20 protein-coding genes and 1 other RNA gene are annotated in these 20,767 nt (G+C 67.6%); 10 read left to right on the forward strand and 11 right to left on the reverse strand.

Annotated elements, in window-relative coordinates; genetic code table 11:
* From ACI2JH_RS10440 to ACI2JH_RS10480, 9 genes are all read right to left on the reverse strand, one after another.
* A partial coding sequence (locus ACI2JH_RS10440) for a citrate synthase (protein ID WP_404736143.1) occupies positions 1-1,099 on the reverse strand: 1,099 nt, incomplete at its 3' end.
* Between the two features lie 301 nt (positions 1,100-1,400).
* Complete coding sequence (locus ACI2JH_RS10445) at positions 1,401-1,643, reverse strand: type B 50S ribosomal protein L31 (protein WP_042614414.1); 243 nt, start codon at positions 1,641-1,643, stop codon at positions 1,401-1,403.
* A gap of 113 nt (positions 1,644-1,756) precedes the next feature.
* Positions 1,757-2,692, reverse strand: a complete 936-nt coding sequence (locus ACI2JH_RS10450; protein WP_404736144.1) for a nucleoside hydrolase — start codon at positions 2,690-2,692, stop codon at positions 1,757-1,759.
* Between the two features lie 391 nt (positions 2,693-3,083).
* Positions 3,084-5,189, reverse strand: coding sequence for an ATP-dependent DNA helicase RecG (recG, locus tag ACI2JH_RS10455; RefSeq protein ID WP_319278797.1), 2,106 nt, complete (start codon positions 5,187-5,189; stop codon positions 3,084-3,086).
* Between the two features lie 7 nt (positions 5,190-5,196).
* On the reverse strand, positions 5,197-5,583 hold the full coding sequence (locus ACI2JH_RS10460; RefSeq protein WP_101098300.1) for a RidA family protein: 387 nt from the start codon (positions 5,581-5,583) through the stop codon (positions 5,197-5,199).
* A gap of 193 nt (positions 5,584-5,776) precedes the next feature.
* Positions 5,777-7,933: a bifunctional (p)ppGpp synthetase/guanosine-3',5'-bis(diphosphate) 3'-pyrophosphohydrolase gene (locus tag ACI2JH_RS10465; RefSeq protein ID WP_101098301.1), complete on the reverse strand. Its 2,157-nt coding sequence runs from the start codon at positions 7,931-7,933 to the stop codon at positions 5,777-5,779.
* 102 nt (positions 7,934-8,035) lie between these two features.
* Complete coding sequence (rpoZ, locus tag ACI2JH_RS10470; protein ID WP_042614409.1) at positions 8,036-8,335, reverse strand: DNA-directed RNA polymerase subunit omega; 300 nt, start codon at positions 8,333-8,335, stop codon at positions 8,036-8,038.
* A 110-nt stretch (positions 8,336-8,445) separates the two neighbouring features.
* Positions 8,446-9,111 (reverse strand): guanylate kinase, encoded by a 666-nt coding sequence (gmk, locus tag ACI2JH_RS10475; RefSeq protein WP_042614408.1) that lies wholly within the window; start codon positions 9,109-9,111, stop codon positions 8,446-8,448.
* The gene (locus tag ACI2JH_RS10480; protein WP_182657675.1) at positions 9,108-9,968 is read right to left on the reverse strand and encodes a YicC/YloC family endoribonuclease; all 861 of its coding nucleotides are present in this window, start codon (positions 9,966-9,968) and stop codon (positions 9,108-9,110) included. The genes gmk and ACI2JH_RS10480 overlap by 4 nt, the downstream gene beginning before the upstream one ends.
* 120 nt (positions 9,969-10,088) lie before the next feature.
* On the opposite strand from ACI2JH_RS10480, the gene rph reads away from it, so the two are divergent.
* The 7 genes from rph (at position 10,089) to pepQ (ending at position 17,303) form a co-directional block, all read left to right on the forward strand.
* Positions 10,089-10,814 carry a ribonuclease PH gene (gene rph / locus ACI2JH_RS10485; RefSeq protein WP_182657677.1) on the forward strand — a complete coding sequence of 242 codons (726 nt, stop codon included), beginning with the start codon at positions 10,089-10,091 and terminating at the stop codon, positions 10,812-10,814.
* On the forward strand, positions 10,811-11,200 hold the full coding sequence (locus tag ACI2JH_RS10490) for a VOC family protein (RefSeq protein ID WP_349998343.1): 390 nt from the start codon (positions 10,811-10,813) through the stop codon (positions 11,198-11,200). Before rph ends, ACI2JH_RS10490 begins: the two co-directional genes overlap by 4 nt.
* Positions 11,200-11,814 (forward strand): RdgB/HAM1 family non-canonical purine NTP pyrophosphatase, encoded by a 615-nt coding sequence (gene rdgB / locus ACI2JH_RS10495; RefSeq protein WP_101098305.1) that lies wholly within the window; start codon positions 11,200-11,202, stop codon positions 11,812-11,814. Before ACI2JH_RS10490 ends, rdgB begins: the two co-directional genes overlap by 1 nt.
* Before the next feature lie 9 nt (positions 11,815-11,823).
* Positions 11,824-13,053 (forward strand): radical SAM family heme chaperone HemW, encoded by a 1,230-nt coding sequence (gene hemW, locus ACI2JH_RS10500; RefSeq protein WP_101098306.1) that lies wholly within the window; start codon positions 11,824-11,826, stop codon positions 13,051-13,053.
* Between the two features lie 50 nt (positions 13,054-13,103).
* On the forward strand, positions 13,104-15,539 hold the full coding sequence (locus tag ACI2JH_RS10505; RefSeq protein WP_404736145.1) for a DUF1631 family protein: 2,436 nt from the start codon (positions 13,104-13,106) through the stop codon (positions 15,537-15,539).
* Positions 15,536-15,898: a PilZ domain-containing protein gene (locus ACI2JH_RS10510; protein WP_404736146.1), complete on the forward strand. Its 363-nt coding sequence runs from the start codon at positions 15,536-15,538 to the stop codon at positions 15,896-15,898. Before ACI2JH_RS10505 ends, ACI2JH_RS10510 begins: the two co-directional genes overlap by 4 nt.
* 73 nt (positions 15,899-15,971) lie before the next feature.
* Positions 15,972-17,303 carry a Xaa-Pro dipeptidase gene (pepQ, locus tag ACI2JH_RS10515; RefSeq protein ID WP_404736147.1) on the forward strand — a complete coding sequence of 444 codons (1,332 nt, stop codon included), beginning with the start codon at positions 15,972-15,974 and terminating at the stop codon, positions 17,301-17,303.
* A 563-nt stretch (positions 17,304-17,866) separates the two neighbouring features.
* Here the strand turns inward: pepQ and ACI2JH_RS10520 are convergent.
* On the reverse strand, positions 17,867-19,189 hold the full coding sequence (locus tag ACI2JH_RS10520; protein WP_404736168.1) for an aminopeptidase P N-terminal domain-containing protein: 1,323 nt from the start codon (positions 19,187-19,189) through the stop codon (positions 17,867-17,869).
* 20 nt (positions 19,190-19,209) lie between these two features.
* Entirely contained in the window at positions 19,210-19,758 is a 549-nt protein-coding gene (locus ACI2JH_RS10525) for a UPF0149 family protein (protein WP_191769791.1), read from the reverse strand.
* 141 nt (positions 19,759-19,899) lie between these two features.
* Here ACI2JH_RS10525 and ACI2JH_RS10530 point away from each other — a divergent pair, with 141 nt between their 5' ends.
* The 3 genes from ACI2JH_RS10530 (at position 19,900) to ssrS (ending at position 20,677) form a co-directional block, all read left to right on the forward strand.
* Positions 19,900-20,121, forward strand: coding sequence for a TIGR02449 family protein (locus ACI2JH_RS10530; RefSeq protein WP_057509155.1), 222 nt, complete (start codon positions 19,900-19,902; stop codon positions 20,119-20,121).
* Complete coding sequence (locus tag ACI2JH_RS10535; protein WP_404736148.1) at positions 20,118-20,411, forward strand: cell division protein ZapA; 294 nt, start codon at positions 20,118-20,120, stop codon at positions 20,409-20,411. Before ACI2JH_RS10530 ends, ACI2JH_RS10535 begins: the two co-directional genes overlap by 4 nt.
* An 80-nt stretch (positions 20,412-20,491) precedes the next feature.
* Positions 20,492-20,677, forward strand: a non-coding RNA gene (gene ssrS / locus ACI2JH_RS10540) — 6S RNA.
* The last annotated feature ends 90 nt before the right edge of the window (positions 20,678-20,767 follow it).

The raw sequence follows: 20,767 nt of genomic DNA on the forward strand, positions 1-20,767 counted from the left end.
CTGTAGAAATCGACGTTCGGTACAGCTTGCGGGCAACGAAGTACTCGTCCTGCAGCGCGGCCTGCTCCAGCTTCACGGCCACGTCCAGCAGCGGATCCTGCACGCCCAGCTGCTTGAGCACCTTGCCGGTCATTTCGCCGATGACCTTGGCGCGCGGGTCGAAGTTCTTGTACACGCGGTGGCCGAAGCCCATCAGGCGGAAGCCGGAGGTCTTGTCCTTGGCCTTGACCACGGCCGATTCGACGTTGTCGGCCGAACCGATTTCTTCCAGCATCTTCAGCACGGCTTCGTTGGCACCGCCATGGGCGGGGCCCCACAGCGCGGTGACGCCTGCGGCCACCGACGCGTAGGGGTTGGCACCGGTCGAACCGACCAGGCGCACGGTGGAAGTCGACGCGTTCTGCTCGTGGTCGGCATGCAGGATGAACAGCAGGTCCAGTGCCTTGACCACGTCCTGGTTGAGTTCGTAGCTGCCGTCGGCGGCTTCGAAGGTCTGCTTCAGGAAGCGGCTGACATAGTCCAGCGAGGTATCCGGCGTGTTGGCCGGCAGGCCCTTGCCATGGCGATAGATCAGCGCCGACAGGGTCGGCACCTTGGCGATCAGGCGCACGGCGGCCTTGCGGCGCTGTTCGGCGTCGGCCAGGTCGAGCGAGGCGTGGTAGATACCCGACAGCTGCGCGATCGCGGCGGTCAGGATCGCCATCGGATGGGCATCCTTGGCGAAGCTGCCGATCAACGTGTTGATCGATGCATCGACGGTGGCTTCGGCAGCCAGCTCTTCGTTGAATGCCTTCAACTGGGCCGCGTCGGGACGCTCGCCGTTGATCAGCAGGTAGACGACTTCGACATAGCTCGACTTTTCCGAGAGCTGCTCGATCGGATAGCCGCGATACAACAGAACGCCCTTGTCGCCATCGATGTACGTGATGGCCGACTTGCAGCTTGCGGTGGCAGTGAAGCCGGAATCGTAGGTGAAATACCCCGTTTCCTTGGTCAGCTTCGAAATGTCGACGCAGTCGTTGCCGAGAGTGGGTTTGATGACCGGCAGAACGACCGACTTTTCGCCGGCGTTGAGCGTGACCTGATCAAGATCGGACACTGTGTGCGCTCCTTCAAGGGGAAGGCGCCTGCCCAAGCGCATTGGTCAGGCACGTGAATGACGTCCACGACCTGTGCCGCGGATCCCGCCATTATCGCACAGCAGCATTTTCCGGGGGTTAGACGGAAGTCGTAGATGTCGTATAAGGACCCGCCCGAGGCCTCGCCGGGGGGGCGCCCTGCGGTGCGCCGATGCCGGCAACCGGACGCTGCGTTCCACCACCATACGCCACGGCACCGCATCCCGGAAAAGCAAACGGCCGCGCAATGCGCGGCCGCTCACCCAAGCGTGGATCGACGGATCAGCGCGCGTAGCGCTTCTGGAACTTGTCGATACGGCCGGAGGTGTCGATCACCTTGTGCTTGCCCGTGTAGAACGGGTGCGACGAGGAGGAGATTTCGACCTTCACGAGCGGATACTCGTTACCGTCTTCCCACTTGGTGGTTTCCTTCGACGCCATGGTCGAGCGGGTCAGGATCTTGAAATCAGAGGTGACGTCTTCGAAGACGACGTCACGGTACTCGGGATGGATATCGTCCTTCATGGGCGTACACCGTAAATAGGTAAGGGAAACACAAGAGCGGCATTATAAGCCCCACTTCGCGCCGGAGCAACCCGCCTTGAGGCGGGCGCCCCGTGCCTGCCCCGTGCCTGTCTTCAGGCACCCAGCGCCTGCCGCACCAGTGCCTCGAAACGGGACTGATCGTAGGCCATCAGAAGCGCGCAGTTGTCCGGCTGGCCGGTCTGGCGATTCCAGTCGACGAGGGTGGCGCCACGGCTGAACGTGCCGTTCAGCTCGATGTTCACCGGCCGCGACTCCACCTGCAGCTGCCCTTCCGGGTTCAGCGCCCAGGCCATCGCCAGGGCATCGGCGGTGAACCAGCGTCCGCCCTTGCTGTCTTCGGACAGCGCACGGGTCTTGCGCGAGATCAGTTCATAGAAGCGCGCGCGGTCCGAATCAGCGGCCAGCCACTGTTCGGCCTGCTGCAGCGGCAATCCGTGGGCCACGGTCGCTTCCCAGTCCGACACCAGCAGGTGCGGGAAGGCGGCGAACACCACGTGCGCGGCTTCCGGATCGAAGGCGATGTTGAACTCGGCAGCAGGGGTGATGTTGCCGTGGCAGGTGACCGCCCCGCCCATCACCACGATGCGCTTGATGCGGGTGGGCAGGGTGGGATCCAGCTTCAGCGCCAGCGCCAGGTTGGTCAGCGGGCCAAGCATGACCAGCATCAGCTCGCCACGGTACTGGTGCGACAGGCGCAGGATCGCCAGCGCGGCATGTTCAGCTTCGGCGCGGCGGGCGGGGGGCGGCAGGTCGACATCGCCATAGCCGTCGCGCCCGTGCACGTGGGCGGCATCCAGCGAGGGATGCAGCAGCGGATCGGGGCTGCCGGCGAACACGGGGACGTCGTCACGGCCGACCACTTCACACAGCTTGAGTGCGTTGCGGACGGTGTAATCCAGGCCGACGTTGCCGGCGGCGATGGTCAGCGCGACCACCTCATGGCGGGTATCGGCGAAGGCCATCAGCAGGGCCAGTGCGTCGTCCACACCGGGGTCGGTGTCGATCAACAGCGGGATCTTGTGGGTCATCGTTGCCGTCTTCTGAGCGGCAACGGAGTGTCGCACCGCGGTGGCTGCAAATACAACCGGGCGCACCAGCGATGCGCGTTTTCTGGGGGCGGGGCCCGGCGGGAGGGACGGTAGCGCCGACCCATGGTCGGCGGATGCTGCCTGCCATCGCATCGTCTGACGCAGGCCGCGCTTGGCGCTCGCCGAGCGCGGCTCGGCGCTACCGCTTTTCTTCATTTCCCTGCTGGACGCGCGCGCAGCTTGTCAGGGCCGGGCGGGAGGGGGTTGCAGGGGCGTTGAGCGCCATGGATGGCGCGAAACGAGGCCCGCAGGATGCCGCTGTTGCCGTCCCCTGCAAACCCCTCCCGCCCGGCCCCTCAGCCAGCTGGCGAGCATCGGCCGATGCATCCGCTCAGGCCGAGGCGTAACGCACGGCGGTGCCGATCCAGCGGTCGACCACCCGGTCGGCCAGGCCGGGCTGCTCCTGCAGCAGCCGTTCGGCCAGTGCGTGCACGTCCGGCAGCAGGTTGGCGTCGCGCGCCAGGTCGGCGATGCGGAAACCGGCCAGGCCGGTCTGCCGGGTGCCCAGCAACTCGCCCGGGCCGCGCAGCTCCAGGTCTTTCTCGGCGATGACGAAGCCATCGTTGGTCTCGCGCATGGTCTGCAGGCGTTCGCGCGCCATCGTCGACAACGGCGTCTGGTACAGCAGCATGCAGCGCGATACCGCCGATCCGCGCCCTACCCGCCCGCGCAGCTGGTGCAGCTGCGCCAACCCCAATCGTTCGGCGTTCTCGATCACCATCAACGACGCATTGGGGACGTCCACGCCCACTTCGATCACGGTGGTCGCCACCAGCAGATCGATCTGCCCGGCCTTGAACGCCACCATCGTCGCCAGTTTTTCGGCGGCCTTCAGGCGCCCGTGCACCAGCCCGACACGCACGCCCGGCAGCAGCGCCTGCAGTGACTCGTAGGTGGCCTGCGCCGGCGTGGCATCGAGCTCCTCGCTTTCTTCGATCAGCGTGCAGACCCAGTACACCTGGCGTCCCTCGCTGCAGGCCAGCGCGATCCGCTCGATCAGCTCGGGGCGGCGATCGGCGTTGAGCGCCACGGTCTGCACCGGGGTGCGCCCGGGCGGCAGCTCATCGATGGCCGACACGTCCAGATCGGCATATTCGGACATCGCCAGCGTGCGCGGAATCGGCGTGGCGGTCATCACCAGCTGGTGCGGCACGCTGTTGCCGCCCGCGCCCTTGTCGCGCAGCGCCAACCGCTGGTGCACGCCGAAGCGGTGCTGCTCATCGACGATCGCCAGCGCAAGGTCCTGGAACACCACCGCGTCCTGCATCAACGCATGGGTGCCGACCACCACCTTCGCCTCGCCGTTGGCCACATCGGCCAGCACCTTGGCACGAGCCTTGCCGGTGACCTTGCCGGCCAGCCAGGCGACCTGCACGCCCAGCGGTTCCAGCCAGCCGCGCAGGTTGTTGAGATGCTGTTCGGCCAGCAGTTCGGTGGGCGCGGCCAGCGCGACCTGCTTGCCCTGCTCCACCGCCAGCATGGCCGCCAATGCGGCCACCACCGTCTTGCCCGAACCGACGTCACCCTGCACCAGCCGCAACATCGGGCTGGGCCGGGCGAGGTCGTCGCGGATCTGCTTGAACACGCGCTGCTGCGCGCCGGTCAAGGCGAACGGCAGCTGCTTGAGCAGCGCCTTGGCCAGCCTTCCCGGCCCGTCCAGCGGCGGCGCATGGTGGGCCTGCAGGGCGATGCGCTGGCGGCGCAGGCTCAGGTGGTGGGCGAGCAGTTCTTCCAGCGCCAGCCGGCGCTGTGCGGGATGGATGCCATTGGCCAGCGCGGAAAGATCCGCATCCTGCGGCGGCTGGTGCACGGTCAGCAGTGCGCTGCGCAACGATGGCAGGCCCAGGCCATCCAGCCATCCGGGGGGCAGCAGTTCCAGCAGGGATTCGTCCGGCAAGCGCTCCAGCGCCTGCAGGATCAGCTTGCGCATGGTTGCCGGGCCGACCCCTTCCACTGCCGGGTACACCGGATCCAGCCTGTCCCCCAGCGCAGGATCATCGTGGCGCCCCAGCACCTGGTAACTGGGATGGACGATCTCCAGGCCCAGCTGGCCGGGCCGCGGGGTACCGAAGCAGCGCAGCCGGTTGCCGACCGCGAACTGCCCGAGCTGCTGCTGGCGGAAATGGAAGAAACGCAGCACCAGCGTGCCGCGCCCTTCGTCTTCAATGGCGACCTTGAGCATCGGCCGGTAGCGCATGCCGCGCTCCACCGCCATCACCCGGCCTTCGACCTGCGCCGGCACGCCCGAACGCAGGTCTTCGATCAGGGTCAACCGGGTCCGGTCTTCATAGCGCAGCGGCAGGTGCAGCCACAGATCCTGCAGCGTGCCCAGGCCGCGCGCCTGCAGCTTGCCGGCCACCGCCGGACCGACCCCGGCGAGCATCGCCAGCGAGGCTTCACCGGATGGAGCCAGTGCAGGGGCGGCCTTGCGTGCCACGCGGGGTTCAGCCGATGACCATCACCGCATCGACTTCGAAGTTGGCGCCCTTCGGCAGGCCGGAGACTTCGATGGTCGAACGCGCCGGGAACGGCGCCTTGAAATAGTCCTGCATGACGGCGTTGACCTTGGCGAACTCGGCCAGGTCGGTCAGGTACAGGCCCAGGCGGACGACCTGGTCGAGCGAGCCGCCGGCTTCCTCGGCCACGGCCTTGAGGTTGTCGAAGGCACGACGGGCCTGGGCTTCCACGTCACCGACGCCGACGATGTCGCCAGTGGCCGGGTCCAGCGGGATCTGGCCGGAGAAGTACACGGTGTTGCCGGCGCGCACGGCCTGCGAGTAAGGACCGATGGCGGCGGGGGCCTTTTCGGTGTTGATGATCTGGCGGGTCATGGGGGCTCCGGTATCAGGAAAAACAGAGCGTCCATTGTACCGCCCGGGGCGCTTGTATCGGTGGGTGGCGCAGCCGTGCTGGTGGGTGACGAAGCCATGCTGGTGGGTGACGACCGTTGGTCGTCACGCTCTTGTTCCACGCAGAAGCGTGACGACCAACGGTCGTCACCCACCATCAGGTCGTCACCCACTACTACTGGCGACGCACCGATTGCACCACCGACAGGCGACGCAGCCGGCGCATGACTTCGGCAAGGTGGTTGCGGTCGCGCACCTGCACGTTGAAGGCCAGCACGGCGGCATTGAAGTCGCGGTCCAGGTAGTCCACGCGTTCAATGTTGGACTGGCTCTGCGCGATCGCCGCGGCCAGCTGCGCCAGCACGCCGGTACCGTTCTCCACTTCGACCACCAGCGAGGTGTCGTAGTCGCCGGATACCGACGAATCCCAGCCGATCGGTACCCAGCGCTCCGGCGACTTGCGCAGCTCGGCCAGGTTCGGGCAGTCCATCCGGTGCACCACGATGCCCTTGCCGGCGGTGTGGTAGCCCATGATCTCATCGCCTGGAATCGGCTGGCAGCAGTTGGCGAAGGTGACCACGCCGCGTTCGCTGCCGTTGATCAGGATCTTTTCCTGCGAATGGTGACGTGCACCGCCACGCAGTTCGGCGTAGGCCATCAGCGCCTGCGCGGCCTGCGTCGGCATCCAGTTGCCCAGCGCCACTTCGGCCAGCAGCGCCTCCAGCCGCGGGAACCGGTGCTCGGCCAGGAACGCATCCAGGCGGCCCTTGGGCAGGCGCTCCAGCGACGAATCCATCGCTTCCAGCGCACGATCAAGCATGCGGTGGCCCAGCTGCACGGCGTCTTCGTGCTCGAGCTGCTTGAGCTGGTGGCGGATGGCCGTGCGGGCCTTGCTGGTGACCACGAATTCCAGCCACTGCGGCTTGGGCGTGGCCGAACGGGCGGTGATGATCTCGATTGTCTGGCCACTGACCAGCTTGGTGCGCAACGGCACCAGCTTCTTGTCCACCCGTGACGCCACTGCCGTATTGCCGACGTCGGTATGCACCGCGTAGGCGAAGTCCAACGCGGTCGCATTGCGCGGCAGGGCCATGATCTTGCCCTTCGGCGTGAACAGGTAGACCTCGTCCGGGAACAGGTCGACCTTGACGTTGTCGAGGAACTCCAGCGAGGAACCGGCCGCGCGCTGGGAGTCGATCAGTTCGACGATCCACGCATGGGCACGGCTCTGCGCGCTGTTGGGGGTGTCGCCACCGAACTTGTAGGTCCAGTGCGCGGCCACGCCGCGTTCGGCGATCAGGTCCATTTCCTCGGTGCGGATCTGCACTTCGATCGGCGAGCCGTACGGGCCGAACAGCACCGTGTGCAGCGACTGGTAGCCGTTGGCCTTGGGAATGGCGATGAAGTCGCGGAAGCGCCCGTCCAGCGGCTTGAACGCGGCATGCACCGCGCCCAGCGCGTGGTAGGCGTTGGGCACGCTGCGCACCACCAGCCGGAAACCGAACACATCCATGACCTGGTCGAAGGATTTGTTTTCGTCGTGCATCTTGTTGTAGATGCTCCACGGGGTCTTGATCCGGCTGACCAGCCGATGTTCCAGCCCTTCCTTGGCCAGGCGCTGGCTGAGCTGCACTTCCACCTGCGCCATCGCTTCGCGGCGTACCACCGGCTGGCTGCGGATGTGCTTTTCCAGGATCGCATGGCGCCACGGATACAGCGCCTTGAAACCGAGGTTCTGCAGTTCGCTCTTGACCAGGCTCATGCCCAGCCGCTGCGCGATGGGCGCATAGATTTCCAGCGTCTCGCGCGCGATCCGGCCGCGCGCCTCGCTGCTCTGCGCGCCCAGCGTGCGCATGTTGTGCAGGCGGTCGGCCAGCTTGATCATGATCACGCGCAGGTCGCGCGACATCGCCAGCAGCATCTTGCGGAAGCTCTCGGCGGCCGCTTCCTGGCGGTCGCGGAACTTCAGCTTGTCCAGCTTGGTGACCCCGTCCACCAGTTCGGCCACCGGTTCGCCGAACTCGGCGGCCAGCTCTTCGCGGGTCAGCGGCGTGTCTTCGATGGTGTCGTGCAGGATCGCGGCGATCAGCGCTTCCATGTCCAGCCCCAGCTCGGCCAGCACCTGCGCCACGGCAACCGGGTGGGTGATGTAGGGCTCGCCGGACTTGCGGGTCTGACCGGCGTGCGCGGCGGCCCCCACTTCCCACGCACGGCGCAGCAGTGGCAGCTGCTCCGGCGGCAGGTAGTGCGCTGCGCGCTCGAGTTGAAGGACGTAATCGGGTACATCCGCGCGGGATGGCGCGGCTACCTTGGCAGTGGGGCCTGGGTTCATGGCCGAAGCCTATGCCAGCGTCACAATTTCAGCAAATCCTGAATGCGAAACAGCCCGCTTGCGGCGGGCTGTTTCGCATCTGGCCAAGGGTGTCGACTGGACTCAGTCGTCGTTCTTGGACATGTCCTCGTCGGCGACCACTTCGGCGGCGGCCCATTCCAGCGCTTCACGCTCGGCACGCTCGCGCTCGGCCTTTTCGACTTCGTCGATCAGCGCGTTGTCGATGCGACGGGCGGCGATTTCGCGCAGCGCCAGCACGGTCGGCTTGTCTTCGGTTTCGCTGTTGTCCAGCGTGGCCTGCACGCCGTTGGCAAGCTGGCGGGCGCGCTTGGACGCCATCATGACCAGCTCGAAACGGTTGTTAACGACTTCCAGGCAATCTTCTACGGTGATGCGGGCCATACGGGCTCCCGGCGACCGGTCGGCCGCTCAGTCGAATGAGGGAAAGGGGACGGAGTGTAAGGGCAGGGGCTGGACAAAATCAAGCCAACCCTTCCCTGTTCCTTTTGCAATCAGTCAGTTGCAGAAGGATCTGCGGTCAAAAGGGCCTGGATCAGCCCGGCATGGCGGACCTTCTGCGCTTCGCGGCGCAGCCGGCTGGCGGTGAAGATGGCGCACAGCTCATCCACCGCGGTGTCGAAGATCTCGTTGACGATGACGTAGTCGAAGTCGTTGAAGTGCAGCATTTCCTCGCGCGCGGCCGACAGCCGCTGGCTGATCACCGCCTCGCTGTCCTGGCCGCGCTTGCGCATGCGGTCCTGCAGCGCCTGCTTCGATGGCGGCAGGATGAACACCGTCACCGTGCCGGGCACCAGCTGGCGCACCTGCTGCGCGCCCTGCCAGTCGATTTCCAGCAGCACGTCCTGGCCGGCGGCCAGCTGCGGCTCCACCGACTGCCGGGCGGTGCCCTTCCAGTCGCCGTGCACCCAGGCGTGTTCAAAGAAATCGCCGGCGGCGATCATCGCCTCGAACTCGGTCGCGCTGACGAAATGGTAGTGCTCGCCGTTGACCTCGCCCGGACGCGTGGCCCGCGAGGTGAACGAGATCGACAGCGCGATCTGCGGGTCGCGCGCCAGGGTGGCGTTGACGATGCTGCTCTTGCCGGCACCGGAAGGCGCGGCAACGATGTACAGGGTGCCGCGCGCGGGCGTGCCGACCGGGGAAGGTTGGATGCTCATTCGATGTTCTGTACCTGTTCGCGGATCTGGTCGATCAGCACTTTCAGCTCCACCGCAGCATTGGAGGTGCGGCTGTCCACCGACTTGGAGCCCAGCGTATTGGCTTCGCGGTTGAACTCCTGCAGCAGGAAGTCCAGCCGGCGCCCGACCGGATCGCGCTGCTTCAGCACGCGGCGGATTTCCACGATATGGCTGCCGAGGCGGTCCAGCTCTTCATCCACGTCCAGCTTCTGCAGCCACATCACCAGTTCCTGCTCGGCGCGGCCCGGATCCACCGGGTGCGGCAGGTCGGCCAGGCGCGCGGCCAGTTTGACCCGCTGGCCTTCGCGGATCGCGGGAATCAGGGTGCGCACGTCCGCAGCGATGCGCTCGATGGCATCCACACGTTCACTGATGGCGGTTGCCAGCTTGTCGCCTTCGCGTTCGCGCCCAGCGATGAAGCCGTCCAGGGTCTGTTCCAGCAGCGCCAGCGCCTCGGCCTGCAGCGCGGTGGCATCGGTGGCTTCGCCCTGCATCACGCCGGGCAGCTGCAGCAGGTCGGTGAAGCTGACCTGCAGGTTGGGGAAGTCGGACGTCAGCCGGTGCGCCAGCTGGCCCAGCTGGCCGAGCAGGACGTCGTTGACCTGCAGGCTGGCTGAGGTTTCCGGCGTGCGCAGGCGCATCACCAGGTCCAGCTTGCCGCGGCTCAGGCGTGCGGAAATGCGTTCACGCAGCTGCGGTTCCAGCGCGCGCAGTTCCTCCGGCAGGCGGGTGCCGACTTCGAGGAACCGGTGGTTCACCGAGCGCAGCTCGCAGCCCAGCGTGCCCCAGGCGGTGGCGCGCTCGCCCCCGGCGTAAGCGGTCATGCTTCGGATCATGGGGTTTTCCAGATGCTCCCAAAGAGGGAATGGTACCCTAGCGGCTTCATTCGAGCCTCCTGCCTGCCCCCTCCCCGGCGCGGGCATGGACCCGTTCCCCCGCTCCAACGGTACCCCGCCATGTCCGATACCCGCCCCAGTGGCCGCCAGCCTGACCAGATGCGCCAGGTCACCCTCCAACGCGGTTTCACCCGCCACGCCGAAGGCTCGGTGCTGGTCTGCTTCGGCGAAACCCGCGTGCTGTGCACCGCCACCGTGGAAAACCGCGTGCCGGGCTTCCTGCGTGGCAAGGGTGAAGGCTGGGTCACCGCCGAATACGGCATGCTGCCACGCGCCACCCACACCCGCAGCGACCGCGAAGCAGCGCGTGGCAAGCAGGGCGGCCGCACGCTGGAAATCCAGCGTCTGATCGGCCGCAGCCTGCGCGCCTGCGTGGACCGCAATGCGCTGGGCGAGCGCACCATCACCCTGGACTGCGACGTGCTGCAGGCCGACGGCGGCACCCGCACCGCGGCCATCACCGGCGCCTACGTGGCCCTGGCCGATGCAGTGAACCTGCTGCTCAAACGCGGTGACATCAAGCGCAACCCGATCATCGGCGCGGTGGCGGCGGTATCGGTGGGCGTCTACCGCGGCACCCCGGTGCTGGACCTGGACTATGCCGAAGACAGCGACTGCGACACCGACATGAATGTCGTCATGAACGATGGCGGCGGCTTCATCGAACTGCAGGGCACCGCCGAAGGCCATGCGTTCCGTCGCGACGAACTGGATGCGCTGCTGGCGCTGGCCGACAAGGGCGTGGGCGAGCTGCTGGCCGCGCAGCAGGCGGCACTGGCCGCATGAGTCGCCGGCTGGCCCTGACCACCTTGCTGGTGGATGACTACGACCGCGCGATCACTTGGTTCACCGGTGCGCTCGGCTTCCACCTGCAGCAGGACATCGACCAGGGCGGCGGCAAGCGCTGGGTGGTGGTATCGCCCGCCACCGACGGCGCTGCCGGGCTGCTGCTGGCGCGCGCCAGTTCGGACGTGCAGGCCGCGCGGATCGGCGACCAGACCGGTGGACGGGTCGGCTTCTTCCTGGAGACCGACGACTTCGCGCGTGACCACGCCGCGATGCTGGCTGCGGGCGTGGAGTTCCTCGAAGCACCGCGCAGGGAACCCTATGCCACCGTGGCGGTGTTCCGCGACCTGTACGGCAACACCTGGGACCTGCTGGAGCTGGCCTGATGCGTCTTCCCGCTACTGCCAAACTGGTACTTGCCAGCCACAACGCCGGCAAGCTGAAGGAGATGCAGGCGATGCTGGCCGACCTGCCGCTGCAGATCCTGTCGGCCGCCGATGCCGGGGTGGGCGATGTGCCCGAAACCGGCCTGACCTTCGTGGAAAACGCACTGATCAAGGCGCGTGCGGCCTGCCAGGCCAGCGGCCTGCCGGCGCTGGCCGACGACTCCGGCCTGATCGTGGACGCCCTCGGCGGCGCACCGGGACTGTACAGCGCGCGCTACGCCGGCAGCCCCACCGACGATGCCGCCAACAACGCCAAGCTGCTGGCCGACCTGCGCGATGTACCTGCCGGGCAGCGCACCGCACGCTTCTTCGCGGTGATCGTACTGCTGCGCCACGCCGCCGATCCGCAGCCGCTGGTCTGCGAAGGCAGCTGGGAAGGCGTGATCCTGGAGGCGCCGCGCGGCCACAACGGATTCGGCTACAACCCGGTGTTCCTGGACCCGCGCCATGGGCTGACCGCCGCGGAAATGGAGCCTGCCCTGAAGAATACGCTCAGCCACCGTGCGCTGGCCCTGCAGCAGCTGAAGCAGCGGCTGTCCTCGCTTTCCCTGTAACCGACGCTGATGCCCGCCCTCATTCCGCCGCCGCTGTCGCTCTACGTGCACCTGCCTTGGTGCGTGCGCAAATGCCCGTACTGCGATTTCAACTCGCACCAGGCCAAGGGCGAACTGCCCTTCGATGCTTACATCGATGCGCTGGTGCGCGACCTGGACCAGGACCTGCCGCTGGTATGGGGACGGGTGGTGCACAGCGTATTCTTCGGCGGCGGCACGCCCAGCCTGTTCCCGGCCGAGGCGATCGACCGCTTCCTGCAGCAGGCCTCGGCGCGGCTGCGCTTCGCCCCGAACGCCGAAGTCACCCTGGAGACCAACCCGGGCACGACCGAGCATGGCCGTTTCGACGGCTACCGTGCGGCTGGTGTCAACCGGCTCAGCTTCGGCATCCAGACCTTCAACGACGACGCGCTCAAGCGCCTGGGCCGTATCCATGACAGCGCCGAAGCCGAGCGCGCGGTCAAGATGGCGCAGGATGCGGGCTTGGACAATTTCAACATCGACCTGATGTATGCCCTGCCCGGCCAGACCCTGGCCGCCGCCGAACACGACCTGGAGCGCGCCTTCGCGCTGCAGCCGGCGCATCTTTCGCACTACCAGCTCACGCTGGAACCGAACACGGTGTTCTTCGCCCGCCCGCCACAGGGCATTCCGGACGAAGACAGCGCGTGGGACATGCAGGAACACTGCCAGGCGCTGCTGGCGCAGGCCGGCTTCGACCAGTACGAGGTCAGTGCCTATGCGCGGCCCGGGCGGCAGAGTGCGCACAACCTGAATTACTGGCGCTTCGGCGACTACCTCGGCATCGGTGCCGGTGCGCACGGCAAGATCAGCTCCGGGGCCGAGCAGAACGTGCGCCGGCGCTGGAAGCTGAAGCATCCGCAGGCCTACATGGACGCCGCCGGCAGCCCTGCCAGCTTCGGCGGCGATGACATCATCGCGGCGGACCGGCTGCCGTTCGAGTACATGCTCAACCTGCTGCGCCTGCACGAAGGCTTCAGCCTGCGCGACTTCCAGTCGCGTACCGGGCTGACGGCCAGCGCGATCGATGCGCCGCTGCAACAGGCGCTGCAGCGCGGCTGGCTGGAACGCGTGGGCGGCGGCCATGATCACGGACATGGCTGCGACGACCACGGCTGTGCGGGCGCAGACGCCCACGACCACGGCGGGCTGCTGCGGCCGACGGAGCTGGGACGCCGCTTCACCAACGATGTGGTGGAGCTGTTCCTGGGCGAGTAGCGCCGCCCCGCCCGACACGGTAGATTCCGAGCCCGACCCCGGGAAAACGGATGCCCAGCCCCATGCCCTCCTCGCCTCCGCCGATGCCTGAGGACACTGCACGCTTCGCCGCGGTCGACGCCCCACCGCGCGTGCGCCGGCTGCTGGGCGCGCTGCTGGCGCTGTCGCGGCAGTCGTTGACCGCGCCGCTGACGCTGACCGTGGTTGAGCTGGAGCGTGAACTGCTGCGCGAGGCCGAGCGCGCCCGCAACAGCCAGGTGCAGGCCGACCTGTTGGCGCAGGCCCGTCAGATCCATCCCTTCGCCGAAGGCTTCAGCCACCGCTTCCTGGAACACCTCGCGCAGGCCTTGGCGGCGCTGTTCGCGCCTGCCAGCGAAGCACCGGCGGCAGCCGAACCGCCGCGCCCGTCGATGTCCGCGCTGACCCTGGTCAACGACACCGACATCGATCGCGACATCGTGCTCAACGAGATCATGCGGCGCGAAATACTGCGCTCGGCCAACGCGCTGCAACTGCTCGGACAGCGGCTGGCGGTGCTGGCCGCCGCGCCGGCGCTGGATGCCGAGCATGTACCGTTCGGCCCGGTGATCCTGTGCGGCATCGTGCGCCGGATCGGCGATGAAGGCGGGCTCGAACTGGAAGCCCAGCTGGCGCTGTATCGCAGCTTCGAACGCCAGGTGCTGGAGCGGCTGGGCGAGCTGCTGGAGCGCGTCAACGTGCTGCTGGGTCACGAAGGCGTGCTGCCCGGACTGGTCTACACCCCTTACCTGGCGCGCTCGGCGGCGACCCGCCGGATCGTCACCCAGCCAGGCCGCAGCCAAGCCGGGGCCGCACGCGCCCGCACCACGCCGGTCACCAGCTGGAACGGTGCCAGCAGCACTGCCGCCAGTTCCTGGTCGGCGATGATGCAGGCCGAACTGGGCGGGCATCCCGCCCAGAACGGCGCGCCCCAGCCGCCGCCGCTGCCCACCGCTGCGCCGGATCAACCGGCGACCGCGCCCCCGGTGGTGGACCTCGCAGCGCCGGCTATGAGTGCACTGCACGAACTGCTCGCCGGTGCGCGGCAGGCGATGGCCGCCGAGGTGGCTCCGTCGCACCGCCCGGAGGCACCGCTGCCGGGCGCTGCGGTGGCAGACGAACGCGCCGTGGCGGGGGGTACGGCCGATGCCAACGCGGTACCCAGCGCGATGGTCGACGCGATCCTCGGGCAGCTGCAGGCACGCATCGCCGGCGGCGCCACCTCACGCAGCATGTCCGACCTGCAGACCGCCCTGCTGACCCAGCTGCGCGCCGAACACGGCGAGCAGGCGGCGCTGACGGTCAAGGATGGCGACACGCTGGACCTGCTCGGCCTGTTGTTCCAGCAGATCCGTCAGGAGCAGCGTCCGCAGACCGCAGGCAACGACCTGGTCGGCAGGCTGCAGGTGCCGCTGGCACGCGCCGCGCTGGCCGACCCGGGCTTCTTCGTGCGCGACGAGCACCCGGCCCGCGAGCTGCTCAACACCATCGCCGAACTGGGCGCCAGCGGCCTGCAGGAAGATGACCTGGACCCGCAGCTGGTGCAGAAGCTGGAGCGCACGGTGGATACCGTGGTGGCGCAGTACCACGACGATCCGGCCGTGTTCGCCGCCGCCAACGAAGAAGTACAGCAGCACTTCCGTGCCGCTGCGCACAAGGCCGAGCTGGCCGAGCGCCGCCACGTGGAAGCCGCGCGCGGCAAGGAGCGGCTGGAGGTCGCACGCCAGCAGGCTGCCGCGCTGATTGAACAGGCCTGCGCGCAGGACCAGCCGCCACGCTTCGTGCAGACGCTGCTGCGCCAGGCCTGGGCCGACGTGCTGACCCTGGCCCAGCTGCGCCACGGCGAAGACTCCGCACTGTGGCAGCAGCGCTTGCAGCAGACCGCGCGCATCACCGCGGTTACCGCCCAGCCCCCCGGCGGCGAGCATGCGGCCGACGACGTCCTGTTCGGCGAAATCGAGGCAGCCGTCGTGCAGATCGGCTGCCACCATGACGAAGCGCGAGCCATCGCGCGCCGCCTCTCCACCCCCGGCGGCGAAGACGACAGCACCTCGCGGACCGAGCTGAGCGCGCGGCTGAAGGCACGCACCCGGCTGGGCGAACAGGCCGAAGCCCATGACACCCGCCGGCTCGCACCGCTGGCACGCAGCAACGTCGAAGAAGACTGCTACCGACAGCTGCGCACGCTGCCGTTCGGCACCTGGTTCGAGTTCATCAGCAACCAGCAGGGCGACCTGCACCGCCAGCGCCTGTCCTGGTACAGCCTGGTCACCGAACATGCCCTGTTCGTCAATCCGCGCGGGCAGAAAGTGGCCGAGTACACACTGGATACACTGGCCCGGCTGATGGCCCTGGAGCAGGCGCGCATCGTTACCGAAGACAAGGGACGGCTGATCGATCGCGCCTGGCAGGCCACCCTGCGCACGCTGCGCTCACTGGCCGGCACTGAACAAGGGGAAGCCGCATGAGCGCCGACGACGACAGCCCCGACACCCGCCGCGCGCCACGCCGCAACGTGACCGACCTGGTGCCGGTGACCGACCTGGTCGCCGAACGCGTGGTCGGCCGCCTCGGCAATATTTCCGAGACCGGCATGCTGATGCTGGCCTCGGTGCCGCTGCGCGAAGACGCGCTGTACCAGCTGCAGTTCACCCTGCCACTGGCCGATGGCCGCGCCGCCCCGGTCGAGGTCGGCGTGCACCTGCTGTGGGCCGATCCGGCGCACGTGGCAGGACAGGCCTGGGCCGGTTTCCGCTTCATCACCCTCTCGCGCGAACACCGCGAACTGCTGCGCGGATGGATCGGACAGGAATCTCCGGCGCCCTGAGCGCCGGTTCCGGCACAGCAGTCGCGCGGCGCATGCGGCACAATCAGGGGCTGTTTTCCAGCGAGTCACCGCGATGATCCAGCACGACCCCGGCGCCCTTTATCCCGACCACCTGGCCGTGCTTTGCCGGCGGGCCGAAACAGCGCTGGCGCGCGGCGGTTTCGACCATCTGGTGGTTCCCAGCGGCACCCTGCACTACCACCTGTTCGACGACCGCGATTATCCCTATGCGGTGAATCCGCAGTTCAAGGCGTGGTTGCCGCTGACCCGCGTACCGCACAGCTGGCTGGTGTTCACCCCGGGCAAGCGTCCCACGGTGATCTTCCACCAACCCTTCGACTACTGGCACGTGGTGCCCGACGCACCGGGTGGCTGGTGGGTGGAGCACTTCGACATCCAGGTCATCCGCAAGCCGGAAGAAGCGCTGGCACTGCTGCCGCGCGACCGTTCGCGCTGCGCCGTGCTGGGCGAGGCCCAGAGCACGCTGGGCGAGTGGGTGCCGAACAACCCGGCGCCGGTGCTGGATTACCTGGAATACCACCGGGCTTGCAAAACGCCGTATGAGATCGCACTGATGCGCCAGGCGCAGGTGCTGGGCGTACGCGGCCATCGCGCCGCCGAAGCGGCGTTCCGCAACGGCGCCGATGAGTTTTCCATCCACATGGCGTACTGCGCGGCAGTCGGCCAGGATGCCAACGAGCTGCCGTACGGCAACATCGTGGCACTCAACGAGCACGCCGCCGTGCTGCACTACACCGAACTGGGCCGCACCGCGCCGCAGCCGCTGCGCAGCTTCCTGATCGATGCCGGCGCCAGCGCACTCGGCTATGCCAGCGACATCACCCGCACCCATGCGGCGCACGGCCACGACGAGTTCGCCGCGATGATCGGCGCGGTCGACGCCGCCCAGCAGCAGATGTGTGCCGCGGTCCGCCCGGGCTTCGACTACAAGCAGCTGCACGTGGACGCGCACCTGTCGTTGATGGGCGTACTGAAGGACTTCGGCGTGCTCAAGGTATCGCCGCAGACGGCGGTGGAAACCGGCATCAGCGCGGCCTTCTTCCCGCACGGCATCGGCCACCTGATCGGCCTGCAGGTGCACGACGTGGCGGGCTTCGCCGCAGGCGACGCCGGTGGCCGGATCGAACGTCCGTCAGGCCACCCCTACCTGCGCCTGACCCGCGTGCTGGAGGCGGGCATGGTGGTGACCATCGAGCCGGGCCTGTACTTCATCGACATGCTGCTGGACGAAGTGAAGCAGGCCGGGCATGGCGCCAGCATCGACTGGGATCGCGTGGATTTCTTCCGTCCTTACGGCGGGATCCGGATCGAGGACGAAGTGCTGTGCACTGATGGCGAGGCGGACAACCTGACCCGGCCGGAGTTTGTGTTGGCGAACGGGTGAAACCCCTCGCGGGTGGCGTTTAGAGCTGCAGCTGAGGGTGGGCCGGGCGGGGAGGCTGTGCGGGGCACGCGCAAGTACGTCCATGTAGCTCTTCGCGGCTCCTTCCGCTCAAGGCCCCGCACACCCTCCCCGCCCGAACCCGTGACAGGTTCCGGTGGCCGCCACCCGCGCAAAAAAAGAAGAAGAAAAGCGGTAGCGCCGAAGGCAGCGGCAGGAGCCGCTGCCAACGTCGCTTGCGACGGCCCGCAGGGTGCCGGTCAGGACGACCGGCATAGCCATCCTCGGCGAGCGCAGCGGGCAGTTGGCGGAAACAGTCCGCCGACCATGGGTCGGCGCTACCGAAGGTCCCAACGCCACCATGGACCTGTCGAAGGTGGGGCGGGGTGGCTGTGCAGGACCGTCTTTTCGCATGGATGCGAAAAGCGAGCCTACACGGACGTACTTGCGGCGTGTCCTGCACAGCCACCCCGCCCCGCCAACACGCAGCGCTGCAGCTCTTGACGTTGACGTTGCCGTGGCTTGAAAAAAAGCGGGCCGCCGGGCCGCAGGCCCGGCAAACCCCCTCACCCCTGCATGAACGCTTCGATCTCGTCGGCGCTGCGCGCCAGGCCCTCGGTCAACACCCGATGCCCATCGGCGGTGATCAGCACGTCATCCTCGGTGCGGATGCCGATGCCGCGCCAGCGCGCCTCCACGCTGGTGTCGTCGGCACCGACATACAACCCCGGCTCGATGGTGAACACCATGCCGGGCTCCAGCAGCCGCGACTCACCCGCCAGGCGGTAATCACCGACGTCGTGCACGTCCATCCCGATCCAGTGCCCGGTCTTGTGGCGATAGAAGCGCTTGTACTGCTCCTGGGCGATGTTGTCCTCCACGCTGCCCTTGAGCAGCCCCAGCCGCAACAGCCCCTCGGTCAGCACCTGCACCGCGGCCAGGTGGCCCGCTTCATACGACACGCCCGGCCGTGCCTGCGCCAGCGCGGCCGCCTGCGCGGCGCCGACCAGATCGTGCAGCGCGCGCTGTTCGGCAGTGAAGCGACCGTTGACCGGGAAGGTGCGGGTGATGTCGCTGGCATAGCCACGGTACTCCGCGCCGGCATCGATCAGCACCAGATCACCGTCGCGCGTACGCGCGTTGTTGTCGCGGTAATGCAGGATGCAGCCGTTGCGCCCTGCACCGACGATGCTCGAATACGCCGGGCACGCATCATGGGCGCGGAACACCCGCTCCAGCTCGGCCTGCAGCTCATACTCATGGATGCCCGCGCGCGCAGCCCGCATCGCCGCGCAGTGCGCCTGCACGCTGATCTGCGCGGCCTGTTCCATCAGCGCGATCTCCGCGCCGGACTTGAACAGGCGCTGCTCGTGCAGCAGATGGCCCAGCTCCTGGAACTCGTGCGGAGGCTGCGCGCCATGGCGTACCTGCGAACGTACGCGGTTGACCCAGCCGATCAGCTTCAGGTCGAAATCAGCATCGCGCCCGAAGTGGTAATACACCCGCGAGCGCCCTTCCAGCATCCCCGGCAGAATGTCGTCGAGGTCCTCGATGGGATAGGCGTCGTCCATGCCGAAATCCGCCACGGCGCCTTCCTGGCCGGCACGACTGCCATCCCAGGCTTCACGCTCGGCATCGCGTTCGCGGCAGAACAGGATGACCTCGCCGTGCCGGCGCCCGGGAATCAGCACCAGTACCGCTTCGGGCTCCGGGAAGCCGCAGAGGTACTGGAAATCCGAATCCTGGCGGTACGGGTAATGCGTATCCAGGCTGCGCACTTTCTCCGAGGCGGCCGGCAGCACCAGGATCGCCTCATCGCCGGCCATCTCCATCAACTGGCGTCGGCGCCGCTTGTACTCGGCCGCGCCGATCCCGGTGCGCTGGCGCAGGTCCATGCGATCGCCCGCCATCAGTTGAGGCGCTGGCGGTGGCGCGCGGCCATGACGCAGTCACCGTGCAGCAGCAGCACGGCAATGCGGATGAATTCCTCGATCTCGGCCAGCGCTTCGTCGTCGTCCTCGCCGTCACTGTCGAAGTCCTCGCTGGACGCCTGGGCCAGCTTGGCCAGGTCGTTCAGGGCCTCCTCGCCCTCTTCGGACAGCGCCGGGCGCTTGTGCCCCGAACCCAGCCCGAAGCCCCCCAGGAACGCGCGCGCCCAGGTGAACAGGGCATCCACCTGCGGCTCGGTCTCGGTGCTGTCGCTGAGCAGCAGCTCGAAGCCGAAATCACGGTCCTCCAGCTGCTTGATGGTCACCTCCAGCAACTGCGCCAGCGCGCTGCCCTCGGCCACCGGCTGCAGCGCATCATCGGCCAGCACGCGGGCCGGCCAGTCATTGCCCGGCGCGCCGCCAGCGGCCAGCCAGCCACACAGGCCGCCGTGCAGCTCGGCCGGGCTGGCGCCCAGCCCGAGCGCTGCGCTGGCACGGGAAACGTCGTCGATGGAAGGAAGTTCGGTCATCTGCGGGCTCATAGGTGATGGGGACGACCCACGCATTGCTGCCTGCGTCGTCGATGGGCTAGTTTAGAACGTGGCGCGTCGCCCCGCAGCCCGTGCCGCTGACGCTTGACCGTCATCAACGGCCCTGAGACTCTTGCCGCCATGGACCATCCCAGCCCGCTCGACCAGTTGCAGGCCTTCGCCGCCCGGGTGGAGGCGCTGCTTGAGCGTAACCAGCGGCTGGCCGAGGAGAACCGCAGCCTGCGCCACCAGCAGGAACAGCTGGTCAACGAACGCTCCACGCTGCTGGCCAAGAACGAGCAGGCCCGCTCGCGCGTGGAAGCGATGATCACCCGGCTCAAATCCCTGGAGCAGCACACATGAGCGGTGCCGAACCGGTAAACGTCCGCCTGCTTGATCGCGATTACACGGTCGGGGTCACCGCCGAGGAGCGCGACAGCCTGGTCGCCGCCTCGCGCCTGCTGGACGCGAAGATGCGCGAAATCCGCGGCAGCAACCGCATGGCGGCCGTCGACCGCGTCGCCGTGCTGGCGGCATTGAACCTGGCGCATGAGCTGCAACAGCTGCGCGATGAAAACGACCGCCAGGCCGTCGCCCTGCAGCAGACGTTGGCCGACATGAACCGTCGCCTGGACCGCGCGATCGACGCGTAACATCGTGGAGTCTGAATTGGCACGCACTGTTGCCGACGAACGGACTCCCCCTGCGCAGCGAGCTGGTTATACTGTTCCTGCGTTCTCTGCGGTACACGACGGCATGTGCAAACATTCGCCTTGTCCCTTAAGAACGACACCGGGAGCGCGACGGCGCCGGGAGTGCATGTCCGCCTTGCAGCGGGAAGCCCGATGGTTCCCCAGCGTTCCCACTTGAGCCCCTGGGTTCAAGGTCGTTTCGCATGCATCGTCATCGCGGAGAGTGCAATATTCGACAAAGGCGGCGTCTTCGGATGTCGCCTTTGTTTTTTCCGGTCGGCGGCGCGGCACAATAGCGCCATGCCCTCCTCGCCCCC

The sequence above is a fragment of the Stenotrophomonas sp. NPDC078853 genome (assembly GCF_044901215.1).
Lineage (GTDB): Bacteria > Pseudomonadota > Gammaproteobacteria > Xanthomonadales > Xanthomonadaceae > Stenotrophomonas > Stenotrophomonas lacuserhaii.

Coding starts and splice junctions, on each gene's coding strand:
- ACI2JH_RS10450 (WP_404736144.1), bottom strand. CDS start 2,692: ATGACCCACAAGATCCCGCTGTTGATCGACACCGACCCCGGTGTGGAC.
- pepQ (WP_404736147.1), top strand. CDS start 15,972: ATGATCCAGCACGACCCCGGCGCCCTTTATCCCGACCACCTGGCCGTG.
- ACI2JH_RS10510 (WP_404736146.1), top strand. CDS start 15,536: ATGAGCGCCGACGACGACAGCCCCGACACCCGCCGCGCGCCACGCCGC.
- ACI2JH_RS10490 (WP_349998343.1), top strand. CDS start 10,811: ATGAGTCGCCGGCTGGCCCTGACCACCTTGCTGGTGGATGACTACGAC.
- hemW (WP_101098306.1), top strand. CDS start 11,824: ATGCCCGCCCTCATTCCGCCGCCGCTGTCGCTCTACGTGCACCTGCCT.
- ACI2JH_RS10460 (WP_101098300.1), bottom strand. CDS start 5,583: ATGACCCGCCAGATCATCAACACCGAAAAGGCCCCCGCCGCCATCGGT.
- ACI2JH_RS10505 (WP_404736145.1), top strand. CDS start 13,104: ATGCCCAGCCCCATGCCCTCCTCGCCTCCGCCGATGCCTGAGGACACT.
- ACI2JH_RS10465 (WP_101098301.1), bottom strand. CDS start 7,933: ATGAACCCAGGCCCCACTGCCAAGGTAGCCGCGCCATCCCGCGCGGAT.
- ACI2JH_RS10530 (WP_057509155.1), top strand. CDS start 19,900: ATGGACCATCCCAGCCCGCTCGACCAGTTGCAGGCCTTCGCCGCCCGG.
- ACI2JH_RS10445 (WP_042614414.1), bottom strand. CDS start 1,643: ATGAAGGACGATATCCATCCCGAGTACCGTGACGTCGTCTTCGAAGAC.
- gmk (WP_042614408.1), bottom strand. CDS start 9,111: ATGAGCATCCAACCTTCCCCGGTCGGCACGCCCGCGCGCGGCACCCTG.
- ACI2JH_RS10525 (WP_191769791.1), bottom strand. CDS start 19,758: ATGACCGAACTTCCTTCCATCGACGACGTTTCCCGTGCCAGCGCAGCG.
- rph (WP_182657677.1), top strand. CDS start 10,089: ATGTCCGATACCCGCCCCAGTGGCCGCCAGCCTGACCAGATGCGCCAG.
- rpoZ (WP_042614409.1), bottom strand. CDS start 8,335: ATGGCCCGCATCACCGTAGAAGATTGCCTGGAAGTCGTTAACAACCGT.
- rdgB (WP_101098305.1), top strand. CDS start 11,200: ATGCGTCTTCCCGCTACTGCCAAACTGGTACTTGCCAGCCACAACGCC.
- ACI2JH_RS10535 (WP_404736148.1), top strand. CDS start 20,118: ATGAGCGGTGCCGAACCGGTAAACGTCCGCCTGCTTGATCGCGATTAC.
- ACI2JH_RS10480 (WP_182657675.1), bottom strand. CDS start 9,968: ATGATCCGAAGCATGACCGCTTACGCCGGGGGCGAGCGCGCCACCGCC.